The sequence below is a fragment of the Faecalicatena orotica genome, assembly GCF_905197545.1.
GTDB lineage: Bacteria > Bacillota > Clostridia > Lachnospirales > Lachnospiraceae > Faecalicatena_A > Faecalicatena_A orotica.
Genome location: NZ_CAJJZH010000004.1, coordinates 181147 through 201608, shown reverse-complemented (window position 1 = coordinate 201608; position 20462 = coordinate 181147). Strand labels below are relative to the sequence as shown.

Below are 20462 nucleotides of genomic sequence, written 5' to 3'. Positions count from 1 at the left end.
TTTCCTTGCTTTTTCAGCTGTACTGCTTATATTACTCCTGTCTTCTCAGGATATCGTATTTTTCGGCTTTCTTGTCCAGGCCTATATATAATACCTGTTTCGGATGTGGGGCGCTTTCTTGTTCTTCGCCCTCCTCTGTTACTATTTTCAGGACTTTTGTCTCTGTATTTTCACCGTCCGGCTTCATGATTTCTATTGTTTCGCCTACAGAAAATTTATTTCTCTGCTCGATCTGGTAAAGACCTTCTTTTTCTTCATTGATGATTCCCAGATACGTGTATTCCTTTACATAGGTATTACTGTCGTAGATCTGGGTCGTTTCATCGGGTTTCCCGTAGAAAAAGCCTGTCGTAAACTGGCGGTAGGTACAGTTTGATATCTGCTCCAGATACCAGGGCAAGTTTTTCTCGTATAATGCGGGGTCCTTCTGGTAGTCGTCTATTGCTTTCCGGTAGGTCCTCGCAACTGTTGCCACATATAGCGCGGTTTTCATACGGCCTTCTATCTTCAGGCTGTCAATACCGGATTCCAGCAGATCCGGAATATGCTCGATCATGCACAGGTCTTTCGAGTTGAAGATATAGGTTCCCCTCTCGTTTTCGTAGACAGGCATGTATTCTCCCGGCCTCGTCTCCTCTACCACGGAATATTTCCAGCGGCATGGGTGGGTGCAGGCCCCGTGGTTCGCATCCCTTCCTGTAAAGTAATTGCTCAGCAGGCATCTTCCGGAATAGGAGATACACATCGCGCCGTGTACAAATGTCTCGATTTCCAGTTCATCCGGAATATGGGCGCGGATTTCCCTGATTTCGTCCATCGAAAGCTCCCTCGCCGTAACAACACGGCTGGCTCCCTGTCTGTACCAGAAATTGTATGTCCCGTAATTAGTATTATTCGCCTGTGTGCTGATATGCCGTTCAATCTCCGGACATACTTCTTTAGCGATATCAAATACTCCGGGATCGGCTATGATCAAAGCATCCGGTTTGATCTCCTTTAGTTCTTCAAAATATTCACGCACGCCTTCGAGATCATCGTTATGGGCCAGTATATTGGCTGTTACATAGACCTTCACATCATGTTCGTGGGCAAATGCAATCCCCTCTTTCATATCTTCCATCGAAAAATTCTTTGCCTTGGCACGAAGCCCGAATGCCTCTCCGCCAATATAAACCGCGTCGGCACCGAATATCACTGCTGTTTTTAATACCTCCAGGCTGCTTGCCGGGATTAATAACTCAGGATGTCTAGCCATCTTCTTTCCCCTTTTTCTTATTTCGCATCTTTTATGCTCCGCTTCTTCACACTGACAGCCACTCCGTCACCCAAAGGCAGGATTGATGTTACAAGCATTTCATGATGCTTCAGTTCATAGAGATACTCCCGCATCCGGCTGTGGATCGTCCGGTTCCTTCTCTCCACGGCAAAGCGTGACTCGATGATGTCACCGTCCTGAAGTACATTGTCAGACACAAGTGTGCCCCCTTCCTTCAGAAGCCTCATCACCTCAGGGAGATAATGAATGTACTGTCCCTTCGCGGCATCCATAAAAATAAAGTCATAGCATCCGGCTAAGTCCTTCATCACCTCAAATGCATCGCCTTCTATCAGCGTGATCTGTGATTCCCTGCCCGCGCGTCTGAAATTCTCCCGGGCAATGGCGATCCTTTTTTCATAGTTTTCTATCGTGGTTATCTCACACCCGTCTGGGGCATTTTCGCTCATCAATAACGCAGAGAAACCTACGGCAGTCCCCACTTCGAGTATGCTCATAGGTTTTTGTATAGTTAAAAGCACCTTTAGAAAGCTTTGCATTTCTTTTCGTATGATTGGTACGTACGAATCCAACGCTTCCCTTTCTATCGCTTCCAATATTTCACTATTCTCTGTCTCTAAAGAATTGATGAATGTAATCATACGTTCATCTACTATCATATCTTACACATCCACATCCATGATAATCGGAATAATCATCGGTCTTCTCTTAGTCTTCTTCCAGATATAGTCGTTCATTGTATCGCGGATGACAAGCTTGATCTTATTCCAGTCTGCATGCTTATTCTGCAGGCAGCGGTCCAGTCCGTCTGACACTACCTGGCGGGCTTCTTCCATCAGCCCTTCTGACTCACGTACATAGACGAAACCGCGGGATACGATGTCCGGTCCTGCAAGCAGGCGGTTCGTCCCCTTTTCCAGTGTCAGGACAACGATCAGAATACCGTCCTCAGCCAGATGCTGTCTGTCCCTCAGGACGATATTGCCAACGTCACCGACTCCGAGCCCGTCAACAAGAATTGCCCCTGTATGGACCTTATCTACTACTTTTGCTTCCTGTTCACTTAATTCCAGAACATCTCCTGACTGAATGATGAAGATATTGTCTTTCTCAATTCCAAGTGAGGCTGCAATTGCCGCATTTGCCTTTAAGTGCCTGTATTCGCCGTGGACCGGGATCGCATACTTCGGTCTTACGAGGGAATAAATCAGTTTCAGTTCCTCCTGGCAGGCATGTCCTGATACATGGGCATCCTGGAAGATCACATTAGCGCCCTTGGCTGAAAGCTCATTAATAACCTTGGAAACTGACTTTTCATTTCCCGGGATCGGGTTCGAACTAAATATAATTGTATCGTTCGGCTGGATTGTAACCTTGCGGTGCACGTCAGCCGCCATTCTGGAGAGTGCCGCCATAGACTCACCCTGGCTTCCTGTTGTAATCAGTACCATCTTCTCCGGCGGGTAATTCCGCATCTGGTCGATCTCAATCAGTGTGTTCTCCGGCACATTCAAATATCCTAACTCCGATGCCGTAGAGATGATATTTACCATGCTCCGTCCTTCTACGACAACCTTACGGCCGTATTTGTAGGCAGAGTTAATCACCTGCTGCACGCGGTCCACATTGGACGCGAACGTTGCAATTATAATACGGGTATTCTGGTGTTCCGCGAAAATGTGGTCGAAGGTAATCCCTACCGTCTTTTCAGACTGGGTAAATCCCTTTCTCTCCGCGTTCGTACTGTCTGACATCAGAGCCAGAACGCCTTTTTTCCCGATCTCTGCAAAACGCTGGAGATCAATGGAATCCCCAAATACCGGTGTGTAATCTACTTTAAAGTCCCCTGTATGCACTACAATTCCTGCCGGTGAATAAATCGCCAGGGCAGATGCATCCTGAATACTGTGGTTTGTCTTGATAAATTCAATCCTGAATTTGCCAAGGTTGATAGACTGTCCGTGGCGAACGACTTTACGCTTCGTCCCCCGCAGAAGATTATGCTCTTTCAGCTTGTTTTCAATAATTCCCATTGTCAGCTTAGTCGTATAAATTGGAAGGTTGATTTCCTTCAATACATACGGCAGGGCCCCAATATGGTCCTCATGACCGTGGGTAATGACAAATCCTTTTACTTTATCGATATTATCCTTCAGATATGTGACATCCGGGATTACAAGGTCAATTCCCAGCATATCATCGGCCGGGAATGCCAGTCCGCAGTCTACCACAATAATACTGTCCTCAAATTCAAAGGCAGTAATGTTCATTCCAATTTGTTCCAGACCTCCCAGTGGGATGATCCGAAGCTTTCCATTATTCTCTTTTTTCAAAAATTTTACACCTCCATGTGTTTTATGTACCTACTTCCGCGCATGAAAAAAACAGCATACCTCCGCCTGCATTCATTGCACTTTTCTTAATTATGTAATGACTTCATAAACGGATTATTTGCTCTTACTGAGGCATTCTTTACATTGTCCGTAAAATTTCAGTTCATGGTCCAGTACATGGAACCCGGTGTCCTCTTCAATGTGACGTTCCAGTTCTTCCAGAAGGTCATCTTCAAAAGGCAGCACCTTTCCACATGTCCTGCATATTAAATGATGATGGTTATGTTTTGTATCACCTTCAAATAAATGTCCGATCTCATACCTTACGCATCCATCATCCAGATTAATACGGTCCACCAACTGCATTTCAAGAAGCAGCTGCAAAGTACGATAGACGGTGGCAAGTCCGATATCCGGATAGTCTTCCCTGATCAGCTCGTAAATGTCCTCGGCCGCCATATGGCTGCCGCTGTTCGCTGCCAGCGCCTGCAAAACGAGCAGTCTCTGCTGCGTTACTTTTAGACCTTTTTCTCTTAACTTAACTTTGAGCAGTTCCTGCACTTTTTCCTCTTTCATCGTCATACTCCACTTCACTTGCAGTAAGTAAATCTATTGTAAATGTCTTTTAGACTTTACATTTCAATGTCAACGTCCTCCAGCAGTTCTTCGAAAACCTTGGATACTGCCAGAAGCTCTGTGTCGTCCTCCACGACTTCGTATACGCTCTCTGTATCTTCCTGAGAGCTCGTGTCCTTCAAAATCAGGCATTCCGCGTCGTCTTCTTCGGAGTCTGTAACAAGTATGTATACGGCTCCGTTAATCTTTGTCTGTTCCAGCACAAAAAAATCTACTGTTTCACTCGTATCTTCAAAGGTAAATTTAATCTTTTCCATACAAATATCCCCTTATTTCTGCAGCCTGAACGTTTCCTGACAAACCCTTTTTATCAATCGTCCTGCCGCGCGTCACTCTCTCTTTTTATATAGACAGAGTCAAGGTATCCCTGCAGAATAAATACTGCAGCAATCTTGTCGATATACTTCTTCCGGTTCTCCCGCCTTACATTACTTTCAATTAAAGTCCGCTCCGCCTCCACGGTTGTCAGCCTCTCGTCCCACATAATGACTTCGAGCCCTGTCCGCCGCACAAGCATATCCCTGAACTCTAAAGATTTCTCCGCACGTTCCCCTATGTCGTTATTCATATGTTTCGGAAAACCAAGCACGATCTTCCCAACCTCGTATTCGGAAACCAGCTCCTCAATACGTGCCAGAGTACGTCTTAACTTGTTTTCCTCTTTTCTTTGAATTGTTTCAATCCCCTGGGCCGTAAGTCCGAGTGCATCGCTGATTGCAACCCCGACAGTCTTCGTCCCATAGTCAAGCCCCATAATCCGCATATTCATTATTCCCATGAATTGTGTTTGATATACGCTTTTAACAATTCTTCTACCAATTCATCTCTTTCTACCTTCATCACAAGGCTTCTTGCTCCATTGTAGCTTGTGATATAGGTCGGATCTCCTGACATGATATAACCGACGATCTGGTTCACCGGATTATATCCCTTTTCTTTCAGTGCCTTGAATACGATCTCCAGAATATCTTTTGCAGAAATCTGCGGACCCGGCTCTACCTGAAAGAATTGAGTGTTGCTTAAATCGCTCATTTCTTTTCCTCCATTTTGTGTTTTTCACTATTTTGTGTTATTAGTATCGTAAATCTGACGATCATGCCAGATACCCTACTTACAATTCTAATATAAACATTGTCAAAATTCAATGAATAATTTGTAAATCATTTTCAATTTCAACTTTTACGATACAATTCTGAAGATTTTCATTCCTGTCTAGTGCAATTTTCATATACTCTTTTGTATGACCTACCTGCACTTTTTTCCCGTTTACCTCTGCTTCTTCCTCAACGAGCACCTCGACTTCCCTGCCAAGGAAGCTTTCTTCAAATCTGCGTCTGTTTTCCTCATTCAGTTTCAGCAGGATATCACTCCTAACGGCCTTAACCTGTTCCGGAACCTGATTCTCCATGACGGCGGCCTTTGTCCCGTGGCGTTTCGAATATTTGAAAATATGTGTCTCGTAAAAACCTACTTTTTCCACAAAAGCTTTTGATTCCCCGAATTCTTCCTCTGTTTCTCCCGGAAAACCAACGATCACATCTGTCGTCAGCGCAGGCTGCCCGAAATACTTCCTCAGAAGCATGCATTTTTCATAATATTCAGCACTCGTATACCGGCGGTTCATCCGCTTCAGTGTCAGGTCACATCCGCTCTGCAGGGAAAGGTGGAAATGCGGGCACATTTTCTCCAGAGAGGCGATTGACTGTGCGAATTCCTCTGTAATAATCCTCGGTTCCAGAGAACCAAGGCGGATTCTTTTGATTCCTTCCACCTCATGGACAGCCTGAATCAGGGACAGCAGGTCTTCTTTTTCTTCGAAATCAACCCCATAGGAGCTCAGATGAATACCCGTTAGCACGACTTCCAGACAGCCATGATCCGCCAGACGCCTCACTTCATCAACCACATCTTCCTTCCTGCGGCTTCTGACGCGCCCCCTTGCATAGGGGATGATGCAGTAAGAACAGAACTGGTTGCACCCGTCCTGCACCTTGATATAGGCCCTCGTATGCTCCCCTGTCCGGGATACCTTAAGTGCTTCATATTCCTTTGTATGGTTAATATCAATGACTTCCTTCGTTTCCCCTGGCTTTGACTCAGCTATTTTAGATTCATTTTGCTTCTTCCAGTGTTCCTCAAGAATCGCAATCAGATCCTGCTTCTTATTGTTGCCTATAACAATATCAATACACGGATCGGTCTCCTGTTTTTCCTCCTGCGCCTGTACATAGCATCCGGCTGCAACTACAACGGCATCGGGATTCAATTTTCTTGCCCGGTGCAGCATCTGCCTTGATTTACGGTCGGCGATATTCGTTACCGTACAGGTATTGATGATATAAATATCCGCCCCTTCCTTAAACGGCACGATCTCATACCCCGCTTTTTCCAGCATTTCCTGCATCGCTTCTGTCTCATAAGCGTTAACTTTGCACCCTAAATTGTGCAGTGCGGCTTTTTTCATAAAATTTATTCTCCTATTTCCTTGTTTTTCCTCTTTGTTTCTTGACTTTTAAACGCGCATCTCGTAGAATATACATGAGGCGAAAAGCCTGACACATGTATATTGAAGGAGGGATTACCGATGAAAACAGTACAGATTTCTTTAAACTCAATCGACAAAGTAAAATCATTTGTAAATGAAATTACAAAATTTGATAACGACTTTGATTTAGTATCCGGAAGATATGTAATAGATGCCAAATCAATCATGGGAATTTTCAGCCTGGACTTATCTAAGCCAATCGAGCTGAACATCCATGCCGAGGGAAATGCAGATGATATTCTGAGCGCCCTGGATCCATACATTATCAAATAGTAATACATTTACAAGAAAAAGCTAGAAAGAGCTGTCTCAAAGGAGGCAGCCCTTTTTCATTTGTCCTTTATCTTAAGGCTTAACTGTAATAACCTCTGTTGTCTCTATTGCCGTCTTCATCAATTCATCAATCTTCTCTTCCAGATTTCTCTCTGACTTCTCAATCCTCTCCAGATTCGGTTTTGTCACCGGATGCTTTGCAACGAAAATGGTGCAGCAGTCTTCAAACGGCTGGATTGATGTCTCAAATGTATCTATCTTCTCCGCAATTTCCACGATCTCCCTTTTGTCAAACCCAATCAGCGGCCTGTACACAGGCAGTGTACATACTGCATTTGTAGCCGCAAGGCTCTGCATGGTCTGGCTGGCAACCTGTCCGATACTTTCTCCCGTAATCAGGCCGAGACATCCGTTTTCCTTAGCAAAATGCTCGGCGATCTTCATCATGTAGCGGCGCATGATGATTGTCAGTTCTTCATGCGGGCATTTTTCATATATATAAAGCTGGATATCGGTAAAGTTCACAACATGGAGCTGGATTGGCCCCGCATATCTGGATATCAGCTTCGCCAGATCCACGACTTTTTCCTTTGCACGCTCACTTGTGTACGGCGGTGCATGGAAGTATGTCGCCTGAAGGCCTACCCCGCGCTTTGAAATCATATAACCGGCAACAGGACTGTCGATCCCTCCTGACAAAAGCAGCATGGCATTCCCATTCGTACCTACCGGCATTCCCCCTGGTCCCGGTATAATCTCTGAATATAAGTAAATCTCTTCTCTGACTTCCACATTCAGCCGGATCTCAGGATTGTGCACGTCCACCTTCATCTCTGGAAATGCATCCAGAATCACACCTCCCAGATCACAGTTGATCTCCATAGAGGTCTTCGGATACTGCTTCCTGCTCCTTCTTGCCTCTACCTTAAACGTCTGGTTCCCATCCGGGTACATCTCTTTCATATAATCAAGGACATCCTGAGACAACTGCTCAAATCCGCGGTCCTCTACACGGACAACCGGGCAGATCCCCACGATACCGAAAACTCTCTTCAATCCTTCTACGGTTTCCTCGTAATCGTAGTCACCCTCGCAGTCCACATATACCCGGCCCTGTGCTTTGTGCACATGAAAGTCACCGTCCACGCCTTTCAGCGCGAAACGGATCTGGCGGACAAGTGCATCTTCAAACAGGTACCTGTTCTTTCCCTTGATACCGATTTCCCCGTACTTAATCAAAAATGAATGAAATCTCATATTCCTCTCCTTTGTCTGCATGTCCCGGTCCTGCCCGGGACTACTTCATATGGCCGGTACACCGTAAAACAGTAAAATTGCTAATGTGCATCCACCTGCCGTACGGTGTACCGGTTACTTGTTAACGTCTCGTATATTTTCTTAGCATTGGAACACAATTATATAACGTATCAAGCGTATAGTCAATTTCTTCCTTCGTGGTAAACTCTGACATACTGAATCTTACCGTCGCATCCAGAAATTGTTTCGGCGCCCCGATTCCTTTCAGGACACCGCTGACCGCCGGATGGTTGGAGGAGCATGCCGACCCGGAAGATACATAAATCCCTTTATCCTCCAGTGCATGGAGAAGTACCTCACTGCGGATTCCCGCGATTCCCACGCTGATAATATGTGGCGCGCTGCTATCATCTGTCAGTCCGTGCACGGTAGAGTCTTCAATCCGGCCAAGCCCCTCTAAAAAATACGACTTTAATTCACGCATCAGAGCCACCTTCATATCCAGATCCTGATAAATCATCTTGGACGCAAGCCCCAGTCCCGCGATTCCCGGAACGTTTTCCGTGCCGGAACGGATATTCTTCTGCTGTTCCCCGCCGAACACAATGGGTTTTATCTTTACTTTTTCATTGATATAAATAAAACCGATTCCCTTCGGGCCGTGAATCTTATGCCCGCTGGCCGTCAGCATGTCGATACCCTGACGTTTCGGATAAATATGGTATTTTCCGAAGCCCTGAACCGCATCTGAATGGAACAGTATGGATGGATTGTATTTCTTGACGATCTGCACCGCTTCATCGATCGGCTGTACAGCGCCCATCTCATTATTTACATACATGATGGAGACAAGGATTGTTTCCGGGCAAAGCGCTTCTTTCAGCGCCTCTAACTTCACCCTTCCGTTTGCATCTACCGGAAGATAAGTGACCGTAAATCCCTCTTCCTCCTCCAGATATCTCATTGTATTCAGGATGGCCGGATGTTCAATCGATGACGTGATCAGATGGTTTCCCGCTCTTTTATTCGCCCTCGCACTTCCGATCAGGGCAAGATTATCACTTTCCGTCCCGCCTGAAGTGAAAAAAATCTCCTTCTGGTTTACCTTCAGTATTTTTGCCAGTCTGTCTTTCGATTCCTTGACATAGTGCTCCGCATCCACGCCTTTTCTGTGCATGGAGGACGGATTGCCGTAGTCCTGACACATCACTTTATAAACCAAATCCCCAACTTCCGGGTAACACCTGGTCGTTGCTGAATTATCCAAATAAACTTCCATGATATTCTTCCTTTACTATTTCTTATTAATACATTATGCGTCTGGAACCGTCATTGTTCTAAATGATACATTAGTATTGAAAGTACTGTCAGTCCGGCCGTCTCCGTCCGCAGGATGCGCCTGCCCAGTGTGACAGGCTGTGCACCTTCTGCCGCTGCCTTTTCGACTTCTTCCTCATCAAAGCCGCCCTCCGGCCCAATGAAAACGCCGACGCTCTGCCCCTGTCTGACTGCGGAGATAATCTCTTTCGTTTTTTCCATCCCCTCCGCCATCTCATAAGGGATCAGGAGCACATCCAGTTCTTTTGCATATTCCAGTGCCTCTGCAAAACGCATGACCGGCTTCACCTCAGGAATCAGGCTGCGTCCCGACTGTTTCGCCGCACCGAGTGCGATCGCGTTCCAGCGTTCCGTCTTTTTCTTTGCCTTCTTTTCGTCCAGCTTAACCACCGCACGCCGTGTAGCTACCGGTACGATCTCGAAAACTCCGAGTTCGACTGCTTTCTGGATGATCAGTTCCATCTTATCCCCCTTCGGGAGACCCTGAAACAGATAGATTCTGGATGCAAGCTCCGAATAGCTCTTTTCGGAAGAAAGGATGTTCAGAACCACTTCCGTTTCTTCCAGTCTGTCTACCTCACAGACATAGTCAGTCCCCTGTCCGTCACTGATTCCTACCCTTTCTCCGGGCATAATCCGAAGAACATTCTTCATATGGTTCACATCCGGTCCGGTGATAAAGATATGCGGATCTCTGATCTGGGATGGTTCTGTAAAAAAATGATGCATATCGAAAGCCCCCTCTAATTCTTACGCGCTGTCACAGATACCCATTCGCCCTGGTATGTGACTTCCAGAACTTCCAGGCCAGCCTTTTTGACAGCTTCCACTACGGTCTCTTCCTTATCGTCAATGATTCCGCTAGTAATGTAGATACCGCCCTTTTTCATCTGGTTCACAATGACAGGCGTCAGAACTGTCAGTACATCTGCAAGAATGTTTGCGGCAACGATGTCGTATTTCCCGTAGCCGACTTTATCCTGTACCTCTTTGTCGTCTATAATATTGCCGATCATGACTTCATACTGGTCAGGACGGATACCGTTCACTTCCATGTTCTCATGGGTTGCCTCGATTGCACATGGGTCAAGGTCTGTTCCGACAGCATAAGCGGCACCAAATTTCAGCGCCAGCATCCCTAAAATTCCACTCCCACATCCGACATCCAGAATCCTTGCCCCGTCCGTCACATACTTCTTGAGCTGGCGGATACAGAGCTGCGTCGTTTCATGCATTCCGGTTCCAAATGCAGTTCCCGGGTCAATATGAACGACCATCTTGTCCTCATCTTCCGGTTTTACATCTTCCCATGACGGGATAATCAGGATATCATCCACATAAAACTGGTGGAAAAACTGTTTCCAGTTGTTTACCCAGTCCAGATCTTCTGTCTGGGACTCTTCAATCGTACATTCCCCCACATTTACATATGAGGCCATGTCTTTCAGCTCCGCCCTGACATTCTTCAGGATTTCTTCTGTCTCTTCCCCTTCATCCAGATAGAAGCTTAAATAAGCCACACCGTCATCCATCTCCGTTACCGGCAGGATGTCTACGAACATCTGCTCCTTGTCTGCCGCTGTCAGAGGTATTTTATCCTCAATCTCTACGCCTTCGATCCCCAGATCCATCAGCATACTGCTGACAATGTCTTCCGCCTCTGTTGTTGTCTTTAATCTGAATTTATTCCATCTCATTATTTTTTATCCTCCTGAAATATTTTTTTCAATTTCTTTATCACATGAAAATATGCCGGTATCAGAAACAAATCCGCGGCAATCCATGCCAGTCCGTTTCCAAGGCAGACCGCTTTATATCCGAATGCAGGAACGAGGACAAAGCCGACAAATGACCTTGCCGCCATCTCACATACTCCCGCGAGGATTGCAAAGCCGCTGTATCCCATCCCCTGAATCAGAAGACGTACGATATTCACCAATGCCAGCAGGATGTAAAACGCGACAGAACCGATCAGGTACAGATTAACCTGTTCCAGAAGTTCTGTTTCACTTCCGCTGATAAACAAAGATGCTATATTTTTTCCCCACAGCAGGGTAATCCCTAAAGCAACAGCTGAATAAACAGCACCGATAATTACACAGCTTTTCAGTCCCCTGCCGATTCTGTCCAGCTTCTTTGCACCTACGTTCTGGCCGCCATAGGTTGCCATCGTAGATCCCATCGCATCAAATGGGCACGCCAGCAGCATCTGTATCTTAGACCCCGCGGTTACAGCCGCCACAGCCATAGAGCCAAGTGAATTGACCGCGATCTGCAGGATGACACTTCCGATGGCAGTAATGGAGAACTGAAGCCCCATAGGAATCCCAATCTTGCATAATGGCACTACGTACTGTTTCCTGAGCCTTATATCCTCTTTCTTAAGACGAAGTATCGAAAAGTGTTTAATCACATAAAAAAGGCATAAAACGCCGGATACTGCCTGTGATATTACAGTCGCCCATGCCGCACCGGCAACCCCCATCTTAAAAACAACAATCAGCAGGATATCCAGCAGAATGTTTAACAGAGAAGAAATCGTCAGGAACACGACCGGTGTCCTGGCATCGCCGAGTGAACGGATATATCCCGCCAGCAGATTATATAGGAAGGTAGCCGGGATCCCTGCAAATATTACTACAATATAATTGTATGCCCCGTCAACAATGTCGGATGGGGTATTCATGAATTCAAGTATGGGGCGGCACAAAATAACTGTCAGCACCGTCATAACCAGTGCAAATATAGCCGCAAGCAATGCGCTGTTCCCGACAAAGGCGCGCAGCCTCTTTTCATCCTTTGCCCCGAATTTCTGTGCAACGGGAATCGCAAAGCCATTACACACCCCCATGCAAAACCCGATCACGCAAAAATTGACAGACCCTGTTGCACCGACCGATGCCAGCGCATGTACTCCCAGAAATCTTCCTACAATCATGGTATCTGCCATGTTATAAAACTGCTGAAACAAAAATCCAAATATCATAGGCAGGGTAAATTCCAGAATCAGTTTCATAGGACTCCCCTGCGTCATATCTTTCATCAACGACTTTTTCTTTGCTGTATTTTCCATCTTCATGCTCCTTAAAGTAAATAAAACCTGTAACCGCTTTTAAGCAATCCAACGTAAACTATATCTCTTTTCTATATTACATGCAAGATTTTTTTCACTCCCATGCATTAAGCACCGGAATTGATACAGCACCGCTTTCCTATGATTTTACCGCACTTTCTCCGGGATTGCCAGTATAAATAAAGTGGAAAGTACCAGTGCAAACCCGAGAAGGTCCATTTTCATAAACGTTGTCCCAAGAGCCGCAGCCGCAACCACAGTAGCTGCAACAGGCTCTACACTCGAAAAGAGGCCGGCATACACAGAACCAGTATATTTCACCGAGGACAGGTAAAAACAGAAAGGAAGGATTGTTCCCACTGTAATTATCATCAGAAATGCCGCTATAACCTGCCAGTCAATCACTGCCGGTATCCGCCACGGCCTCACTACTGCCATAAGCAGGGTTCCGCCGCATATCATCCCCCATGCGCTGACCGTTTCCGCAGAATAGCGCTTCAGGAGAGGCGCTGGCAGGACACCGTAAAAACAGGTTGTGACAGCTACAAGCATTCCCAGAAACAGACCCTTTCCAGAAATCGTCAACGTAGAAAAATCACCGTGGGTAGCAACCACCGCGATGCCTGCAACCGCTGCACAGACAGCCAGCATCTCCTTTACGCTCGGCATAATTTTATGTACGACTGCAAAAAACAAGATCAGAATAGCCGGGTTCAGATACTGGAAAATGGTTGCCGTTCCTGCATTCATTTCCTGTACTGCCGAGAAAAAGGTAAACTGCATTCCCATCATCCCAAGTATTCCAAACAGGACCAGCCTGATCCCGTCATTTTTATCCTTCCACACACTGACAATATCCTGTTTCTTTATTTTAGCGTAAATTAGCAGCAGGATTCCTGCCGATATAAGCCGGTACGGCACCAGCCATTCCGATACAATTCCTTTCTTCTCGAACAGAAACTGTGCCGCCGGACTTGTTACTCCCCACAGTACACCTGCAAGAAATGCATACAGGCAGCCCTTCATCCTTAATTTCCTATCTTGTGTCATCCTAAAAATCCCCATATTTTCCAAGAGGTACACACTGCCTTGCCCCCTCTTATTTTTCCTATTCGCTTATCGCAAGAAATTATTTATTACAATATAAAATATTTTAGTTTCTTCTGTTTTATTTTAGTTTTCAAAGAAATGCGTATAAGCATCAATTGACAGAAGAAATCGCAGTGCAATGAGGGCATTGTAAACGTGCCCTTATTGCACTGCGAATCTCCTTATCAGCTGTGATTCTCCTGCTATTTCATAATTTCCATAACATCTCCCGTGCGGATCCGCCCTCCCTTTATTACTTTAGCAAACACACCCTCTCTGGGCATAATACATTCTCCCATTTTCTGAAAAATCTCACAGCCGTGGTGGCATTCCTTTCCAATCTGTGTCATCTCCAGAATCACATCATTGCAGCGAAACCTGGTGCCCACGGGCAGATTTCTGAAATCAAACCCTTCCACGACCAGATTTTCCCCAAAAGCACCATCCGCCACCTCTGCGCCCCTCTTTCGGAACTCTTCTATCTTATCATGCGACAGCAGGCTGACCTGCCTGTGCCATTTACCTGCGTGGGCGTCCCCTTCCAGACCAAAATCTTCTATAAAAAGTGCTTCACCCACATTTGTTTTCTGCGTTCCCTTTGCAGGGCTTGTGCAGACTGCCATCACCTTTCCCATTCATATCCTCCCTTTTGTCCGCTTCAGCCGCCAATACTGGACATCTGTTTCTGCTCCAGATCTTCCTGTTTCGAGCTGCCCTCCATTTGAAACTGATGGCTGCGCGGCTTTTCAAATATGACTTTTTGTATCATCTCTTCCAGTTCCTTCTCCCCGGCCTCATTTCTAAGCATCGCCCTTAAATCTACTCCTGTGGAATATTGAAGGCATGGCTTTAAAAATCCTTCTGCTGTCAGCCGGACTCTGTTGCAGCTTTCGCAGAACTTGTGGGAAACTGCACTAATAAATCCAGTCTTCCCGGTAAACCCGGGAAACCTTGCATAAATGGCAGGTCCATTCCCAAAATTACCCGTTAAAAACTGTGCTTCGCCGAAAGCCGCCTTTAACGCTTCATATACTAGCTCCTGACTGCTGAATGGATACTCTTTCCCCAGTCCGATCGGCATCATCTCGATAAAACGTACATCGATCGGTCTTTCTTTTGCCATATTGGCAAGGGGCACCCACTGCGACTCGTTCTCTCCGTGCAGTGCAACACAATTCACCTTGACCCGGATATCCGGATACTGAAGTGCTGCTTCCAGACCTCTCAGCGCCGCCTCCAGCTCATCTCTGCGTGTGAGTTTCATATACTGTGCGCGATCCAGCGTATCCAGACTGACATTCACCGCATCCAGTCCCGCGGCTGCAAGCTCTTCTATCTGCTCTGCAAGCAGCACACCATTTGTGGTCAGCGTTACCTGTTCTATGCCTTCTATTTCCTTTATAGAACGCAGAAGGCTGCCAAGCCCCTTCCTCACAAGAGGTTCACCGCCTGTCAGCTTGACCCTTGTAATGCCGAGTTTTGCACAAATCCGGCAGATACGTGTCATTTCATCGAACGAAAGAATCTCGCTGTGACTCACCTGTTCGACACCTTCCTCTGGCATGCAGTAAACGCAGCGCAGGTTACACCTGTCCGTCACGGAAATGCGCAGATATTCTATTTTTCTTCCATACTGGTCTAACATCACATCTCCTTCTGCCGTAAAATCACCCTGCCCCTATTATACTCGATTTCCACGGACTTTACAATCCGGGGTTCTTCACTTTGCTTCCGCACTCTCCTGTCATACCCTTCATGATTTCTAACCCGTGGGGCAGGGATGAAAGGATACATTCCAGATTTTCCTTTACAGCCTTTGGACTCCCGGGAAGGTTTACAATCAAAGTCTCTCCCCGGATCACGGATGCCCCCCGGCTCAGCATCGCTCTTGGTGTAATCTGAAGGGAGGCATAGCGCATCGCCTCCGCAATCCCCGGTGCATTCTTCGACGCCACCGCAAGTGTAGCCTCTGGCGTGCAGTCTCTGGGGGAAAACCCTGTCCCGCCTGTTGTCAGGATCAGATCCATCTTCTTTTCATCACATAGTTCAATCAGTTTTTCTTCCAGCATTTTCTGGTCGTCCGGAAGGAGGATCATCTCAGCTGTTTCATACCCCTCATGCTCTATCATCTCCCGGATCAGCGGACCGCTTTTGTCCTCCCGCTCGCCTGCATATCCTTTATCACTCAGCGTTATGACTGCTGTCTTCCACTTTCTTTTCATGATAATATTCACCACTCTTTCCGCCAGTCTTCCGGCACAAATAAATTTCCCGAATCTCCATAGACTTGTCCAGTGCCTTACACATATCATAAATAGTCAGCAGCGCAGTACTGACACCCGTAAGTGCTTCCATCTCCACCCCGGTCTTTCCTGTTACCTTCACCGTGCAGTAACACTGTACCGCATATTCCTCCGGCAGCATCTCAAAAGTCACCTTACAGTTTGTGATCGGCAGGATATGGCACATCGGGATCAAGTCCGAAGTCCTCTTCACACCCATGATTCCCGCCGTCGTGGCCACGGATAGAACATCTCCCTTTCCGACTGTGCCGGCACAGATTGCTTCATAAACCTCTCTGTTCACAATAATCTTCCCTGTCGCCACTGCCTCGCGGACCGTCTCATGCTTTCCCGTTACATCGACCATGAACGCTTTTCCATTTTCATCAAAATGTGTCAAACCCATAGTTATCTTCCTCCCTGTCCTTATTATCTATATTAACACACACAATTTCCAGTGTAAATCTGAATCAAAAACATGTATAATAGACATAACGTTACCTCTACAATTGTCCAGAAATGTCAAGAAATACATTTCGTCCTCCCCTATACTAAACAGCAAAGCAGGTGCAGTAAATGAACAGAGATAAAGCAGAGAATCAGTATACAAAAAACACATCCCTGAAAGCAGTCCAGACGATGCAGGAGTATATCGGCACCCACTTTGGGGATGAAGATTTCAGTCTCGAAAAGGTATGTGAGGCCTCCGGTTACTCCCGGCGCCATGCGGACAGACTCTTCAGATATCATCTGGATATGTCGCTGAAAGATTATATTCACTCTGTTTGTCTGACACAAAGCGTAAAAGAACTGTCAGAAAGTGATACCAGTATCCTTGAGATTGCGCTCAACAGCCACTTTCAGACACACGAAGGATTCACCCGTTCTTTTCATAAGAAGTTCCACGTAACCCCTTCGAAGTACAGGCGTACCCAGATCCCTGTCCCTCTGTTTACACAGTACCCGGTTGAACATTACTATGCCCTGCTGGACTATGAAAAACGCAAGGAGGAAATAAAAATGAATCAGGAAATCAGTTTATGTATGGTAACAGCCAAAGAAAGGCCAAAAAGAAAGCTCATCTACCTCCCCTCTGTAAAGGCGGAAGATTATTTTTCCTACTGTGAAGAAATGGGCTGTGAATGGGAGGGCCTGCTGAACAGCATCCCGGAAAGATTCGAACCTGCTGCACTGGTCGAACTGCCAGATTTTGCAGTCCCCGAAGGCTGCTCAAAGACTGCCGCAGGGATAGAAGTCCCACTCACATTCGACAAGCCGCTGCCTGAAGGGTATCTGACCGTAGAATTACAGGAATGTACCATGCTCTATTTCCAGAGCGAGCCCTATGAAGATGAGAACGATTTCTGCGCCGCAATCGAAAGTACCTATGCTGCGGTAGAAAAATACAAACCCGAGGTCTACGGCTATCGGTTCGCCTATGACATTGCCCCGAGTTTCAATCTCGGAGCCGAGGCTGCCACAGGTGCCAGACTCGCTGTCCCAGCCGTAAAATCAAGATAATTTTACAGGATCAAGCCGGCATTGAGCCGGAAACTTTTTTGGGGGCAAATCAGTTTTTGCCCCCAGCATCATATGGTTCAGCACTTCACAAAATTTTGGCACAAAATTCATACAAATTTTATGGCTTCAGGCAGTAATCTATGATAGAGTATATGTACTTGAAAAGATCTGGTGTATTTCATACATTCTTAGAATCTAATCAAAGGGGAATTCCCCATTTTCAAAGGTTTCCTTCTTAAAGAAAGAATCATTCCAACAATCCATGTTTCAACATCGGACAAACAACAATCATTTAAAAATTCAAACAATAAAGGCTGGTGATGTCTATTGAAAGTATAAACTTGTCTTCGGAGCAATCACTTCATTTTGAAATATACATAAACAGTAGACAAGGAGAAAATTACATATGGGAAAAAATGATATTTATATGAAACGCTGGCTCTCCGATAAGCACCGGTTTGCAGATTTAATCAATGGCTCCCTGTTTCAGGGAAAACAGGTATTCCTGCCGAATCATTTAAAGGAAAGCAGCCCGGAACAAACCCTTATCTTACGGAAACCGAACGGCGAAGATATCAGTATTCAAAGATACCGTGACATCATGATGATGGCAGAAGACGGAACAAGGATCGTGGTACTTGCATGTGAAAACCAGGATGAAATCCACTATGCCATGCCTGTCCGGGGAATGCTGTATGATGCATTGAACTATACTGAACAAATCAGCCAGATTAGAAAAATCAGGAGAGAAAACAAGGAATTGGAAAATTCCTCTGAATTTTTGTCCGGCCTCAAGAAAAGTGACCAGCTCACCCCCGTTATCACTGTTGTCTTTTACTATGGCGAAAAAGAATGGGATGGAACACAGGACCTGCATGGACTGTTAGGTCTTAACGCAAAGGAATATGAACTATTGAAAAAATATATTCCCAACTACCGGATAAATTTGATTGATCCAAGGCGGTTGAATCATGATTTATGTTTTCAGACGGATTTACAGCTGGTATTCGGCATGTTAGAATATAGAAAAAGTAAAGAAGGGCTGCAGGAATATATGCAGACTAATAAGAAATACTTCGGCAGTATCAATGAAGATTCATATAACGCAATACGGGTACTGCTCGGATCAGGGCAGCAATTACCCGAAGCTAAGCAAAAATCAGGAGGGATTGATATGTGTAAAGCATTAGACGATTTATATCAGGATGGTGTTAAAGAGGGGATTAAAACCGGTATTGAAAAAGGAATCGAACAGGGCATCAAGCAGGGGATTGCGCAGGGTGTCGAACGGGGTGTCGAGCAGGGTATCGAACAAGGCATTGAGCAAGGCATTAAAGCATTTATCCTTGATTACCGCGAGGAAGGCTATGACAAAGAAAAGATTCTTATGAAACTGCAAAACCGCTTTTCCCTTACAAGGGAAAAAGCGGAAGAATATTTTTCTAGGTTTTCATGAATGACTTTTTAGCCCCGGCACGCGTCTCATGAATCACTACTTTTCTGAGCATCCAGATACACAGTATATTCGGTATTGCCATAAAGGAATTGAACAGGTCCGAGACAGTCCAGACCAGATCCAGCGACATCACGGCGCCGAAATACACGGCTGCTATGTAGACGACCCTGTAGGTAAAAAGCCTTCTGCTTCCCCATAGATAGCGGACCGCACATTCCCCGTAATAGCTCCACCCAATGATCGTTGCAAATGCAAACAGTACAAGGGAGACGGACAGCATCATGCTGCCGTCTGCGGGCAGTCCCGCGAAAGCAAGAAAACACAGTTCATCATCACCCGCTCCGGCATAGACTGCCGGAGCTTTTATCATACTGCTGACAATTGCAATTCCCGTGATCGCACACATGACAACTGTATCCCAGAAAGGCCCTGTCATAGAGATAATCCCCTGTTTTACAGGCGAACTTGTTCTGGATGCAGCCGCAGCCATCGGAATCGAGCCCAGTCCTGCCTCGTTTGTAAATAGTCCCTTTGAAATCCCAGTTCGCATACCGATCATTACGGCGGTTCCTGTAATCCCGCCGGCAACAGATCTTGATGAGAAAGCTGATCCAATGATCACCGCCAGTGTTTCACCAAGATACGCACGGTTTATCCATAAGAGCAGCAAACATCCCCCCAGATAAAAAATGCTCATAAAAGGCACCAGATATGTACACACCTTTGAGACCTGCTTCGCCCCTCCCAGGATGACAATTCCTGCCAGCAAGGCTGCAATGATCCCCACGATGCGCGGGGAAACCTCGTAGTTTGATGTGACTGCCGCACAAATAGAATGTGACTGGACGCTGCTTCCCATCCCCAGAGATGCCAGTATTGTACTCACTGCAAATATGACTGCCGCACTTTTCTGGTGCAGAACATGTTCCATAACGTACATTGGTCCCCCGCTGTATGAACCATCCGGTTTCTGCACCCGGTATTTCACCGACAAAAAACATTCCGCGTAACAGGTTGCAATCCCGAACACGCCGGTTACCCAGCACCAGAACACGGCCCCCGGCCCGCCTATCGCGATTGCCGCAGAGATTCCGATAATATTTCCCGTCCCGATGGTTGCCGCCAGTGCTGTAGCCAGTGCGGAAAACGGAGAAATCCCCTCATTGCTTTCTTCACTTTTGGAAAAACTCAAACGGATTCCCGTCGGTATCTTCCTCTGGATAAACCCAAGGCGGAATGTAAAATATAAATGAGTACCCAACAGGACAACCAGCATCGGCATCCCCCAGAGGTACTCATAAATTGATTTCATAATCTGCGAAATAGCTTCCATGTCATGCTCCGTTTGTTCCATATCATTCTATATATATGACATCCTATTCC

At 46.1% G+C, this 20462-nt stretch carries 22 protein-coding genes; 3 read left to right on the top strand and 19 right to left on the bottom strand.

Translation table 11 applies throughout. The annotated features are described in order from the left end of the window. Positions 1-31: 31 nt before the first annotated feature. From ABIN22_RS10420 to mtaB, 8 genes are all read right to left on the bottom strand, one after another. Entirely contained in the window at positions 32-1255 is a 1224-nt protein-coding gene (locus ABIN22_RS10420) for a peptidase U32 family protein (RefSeq protein ID WP_118618204.1), read from the bottom strand. 17 nt (positions 1256-1272) lie between these two features. Next, on the bottom strand, positions 1273-1935 hold the full coding sequence (locus tag ABIN22_RS10415) for an O-methyltransferase (RefSeq protein ID WP_346908435.1): 663 nt from the start codon (positions 1933-1935) through the stop codon (positions 1273-1275). A gap of 3 nt (positions 1936-1938) precedes the next feature. Beyond that, positions 1939-3609 (bottom strand): ribonuclease J, encoded by a 1671-nt coding sequence (locus ABIN22_RS10410; protein ID WP_109733029.1) that lies wholly within the window; start codon positions 3607-3609, stop codon positions 1939-1941. A 114-nt stretch (positions 3610-3723) separates the two neighbouring features. After that, the gene (locus ABIN22_RS10405; protein ID WP_109733028.1) at positions 3724-4191 is read right to left on the bottom strand and encodes a Fur family transcriptional regulator; all 468 of its coding nucleotides are present in this window, start codon (positions 4189-4191) and stop codon (positions 3724-3726) included. A gap of 50 nt (positions 4192-4241) precedes the next feature. After that, positions 4242-4502, bottom strand: coding sequence for a DUF1292 domain-containing protein (locus tag ABIN22_RS10400; RefSeq protein WP_109733027.1), 261 nt, complete (start codon positions 4500-4502; stop codon positions 4242-4244). 53 nt (positions 4503-4555) lie between these two features. Next, on the bottom strand, positions 4556-5008 hold the full coding sequence (gene ruvX, locus ABIN22_RS10395) for a Holliday junction resolvase RuvX (protein ID WP_109733062.1): 453 nt from the start codon (positions 5006-5008) through the stop codon (positions 4556-4558). Positions 5009-5013: 5 nt separating this feature from the next. Continuing rightward, positions 5014-5277, bottom strand: a complete 264-nt coding sequence (locus ABIN22_RS10390; protein ID WP_109714067.1) for an IreB family regulatory phosphoprotein — start codon at positions 5275-5277, stop codon at positions 5014-5016. A gap of 109 nt (positions 5278-5386) precedes the next feature. Next, on the bottom strand, positions 5387-6709 hold the full coding sequence (gene mtaB, locus ABIN22_RS10385) for a tRNA (N(6)-L-threonylcarbamoyladenosine(37)-C(2))-methylthiotransferase MtaB (RefSeq protein ID WP_346908432.1): 1323 nt from the start codon (positions 6707-6709) through the stop codon (positions 5387-5389). 120 nt (positions 6710-6829) lie between these two features. Here mtaB and ABIN22_RS10380 point away from each other — a divergent pair, with 120 nt between their 5' ends. Continuing rightward, complete coding sequence (locus ABIN22_RS10380; protein ID WP_109733025.1) at positions 6830-7063, top strand: HPr family phosphocarrier protein; 234 nt, start codon at positions 6830-6832, stop codon at positions 7061-7063. A gap of 72 nt (positions 7064-7135) precedes the next feature. On the opposite strand, the gene thiI is transcribed toward ABIN22_RS10380, so the two are convergent. The 10 genes from thiI to moaC form a co-directional block, all read right to left on the bottom strand. After that, positions 7136-8320: a tRNA uracil 4-sulfurtransferase ThiI gene (gene thiI / locus ABIN22_RS10375; RefSeq protein ID WP_346908430.1), complete on the bottom strand. Its 1185-nt coding sequence runs from the start codon at positions 8318-8320 to the stop codon at positions 7136-7138. A 121-nt stretch (positions 8321-8441) separates the two neighbouring features. Beyond that, positions 8442-9599: a cysteine desulfurase family protein gene (locus ABIN22_RS10370; RefSeq protein ID WP_118618198.1), complete on the bottom strand. Its 1158-nt coding sequence runs from the start codon at positions 9597-9599 to the stop codon at positions 8442-8444. Positions 9600-9649: 50 nt separating this feature from the next. Continuing rightward, positions 9650-10387, bottom strand: a complete 738-nt coding sequence (locus ABIN22_RS10365; RefSeq protein ID WP_346908428.1) for a 16S rRNA (uracil(1498)-N(3))-methyltransferase — start codon at positions 10385-10387, stop codon at positions 9650-9652. A 14-nt stretch (positions 10388-10401) separates the two neighbouring features. After that, complete coding sequence (prmA, locus tag ABIN22_RS10360) at positions 10402-11355, bottom strand: 50S ribosomal protein L11 methyltransferase (RefSeq protein ID WP_109733021.1); 954 nt, start codon at positions 11353-11355, stop codon at positions 10402-10404. Then, positions 11355-12731: an MATE family efflux transporter gene (locus ABIN22_RS10355; RefSeq protein WP_346908426.1), complete on the bottom strand. Its 1377-nt coding sequence runs from the start codon at positions 12729-12731 to the stop codon at positions 11355-11357. Before ABIN22_RS10355 ends, prmA begins: the two co-directional genes overlap by 1 nt. A gap of 147 nt (positions 12732-12878) precedes the next feature. Next, the gene (locus ABIN22_RS10350) at positions 12879-13781 is read right to left on the bottom strand and encodes a DMT family transporter (RefSeq protein ID WP_242996210.1); all 903 of its coding nucleotides are present in this window, start codon (positions 13779-13781) and stop codon (positions 12879-12881) included. Between the two features lie 242 nt (positions 13782-14023). Beyond that, positions 14024-14455 carry an MOSC domain-containing protein gene (locus ABIN22_RS10345; RefSeq protein WP_109733020.1) on the bottom strand — a complete coding sequence of 144 codons (432 nt, stop codon included), beginning with the start codon at positions 14453-14455 and terminating at the stop codon, positions 14024-14026. Positions 14456-14478: 23 nt separating this feature from the next. Then, positions 14479-15465 carry a GTP 3',8-cyclase MoaA gene (gene moaA, locus ABIN22_RS10340; protein ID WP_346908423.1) on the bottom strand — a complete coding sequence of 329 codons (987 nt, stop codon included), beginning with the start codon at positions 15463-15465 and terminating at the stop codon, positions 14479-14481. A gap of 58 nt (positions 15466-15523) precedes the next feature. Continuing rightward, on the bottom strand, positions 15524-16042 hold the full coding sequence (locus ABIN22_RS10335; RefSeq protein ID WP_109733018.1) for a MogA/MoaB family molybdenum cofactor biosynthesis protein: 519 nt from the start codon (positions 16040-16042) through the stop codon (positions 15524-15526). Further along, on the bottom strand, positions 16002-16508 hold the full coding sequence (gene moaC, locus ABIN22_RS10330) for a cyclic pyranopterin monophosphate synthase MoaC (protein WP_346908420.1): 507 nt from the start codon (positions 16506-16508) through the stop codon (positions 16002-16004). The genes ABIN22_RS10335 and moaC overlap by 41 nt, the downstream gene beginning before the upstream one ends. 170 nt (positions 16509-16678) lie before the next feature. On the opposite strand from moaC, the gene ABIN22_RS10325 reads away from it, so the two are divergent. Together ABIN22_RS10325 and ABIN22_RS10320 are read left to right on the top strand one after the other, a co-directional pair. Then, a complete protein-coding gene (locus tag ABIN22_RS10325; protein ID WP_346908418.1) occupies positions 16679-17623 on the top strand; it encodes a helix-turn-helix transcriptional regulator in 945 nt (314 codons plus the stop codon). A gap of 406 nt (positions 17624-18029) precedes the next feature. Beyond that, positions 18030-19079, top strand: coding sequence for an Rpn family recombination-promoting nuclease/putative transposase (locus ABIN22_RS10320; RefSeq protein ID WP_346908416.1), 1050 nt, complete (start codon positions 18030-18032; stop codon positions 19077-19079). Here ABIN22_RS10320 and ABIN22_RS10315 read toward each other — a convergent pair. Further along, positions 19066-20412 carry an alanine/glycine:cation symporter family protein gene (locus ABIN22_RS10315; RefSeq protein WP_346908795.1) on the bottom strand — a complete coding sequence of 449 codons (1347 nt, stop codon included), beginning with the start codon at positions 20410-20412 and terminating at the stop codon, positions 19066-19068. The two genes, ABIN22_RS10320 and ABIN22_RS10315, sit on opposite strands and share 14 nt — an antisense overlap. Positions 20413-20462 lie beyond the last annotated feature (50 nt).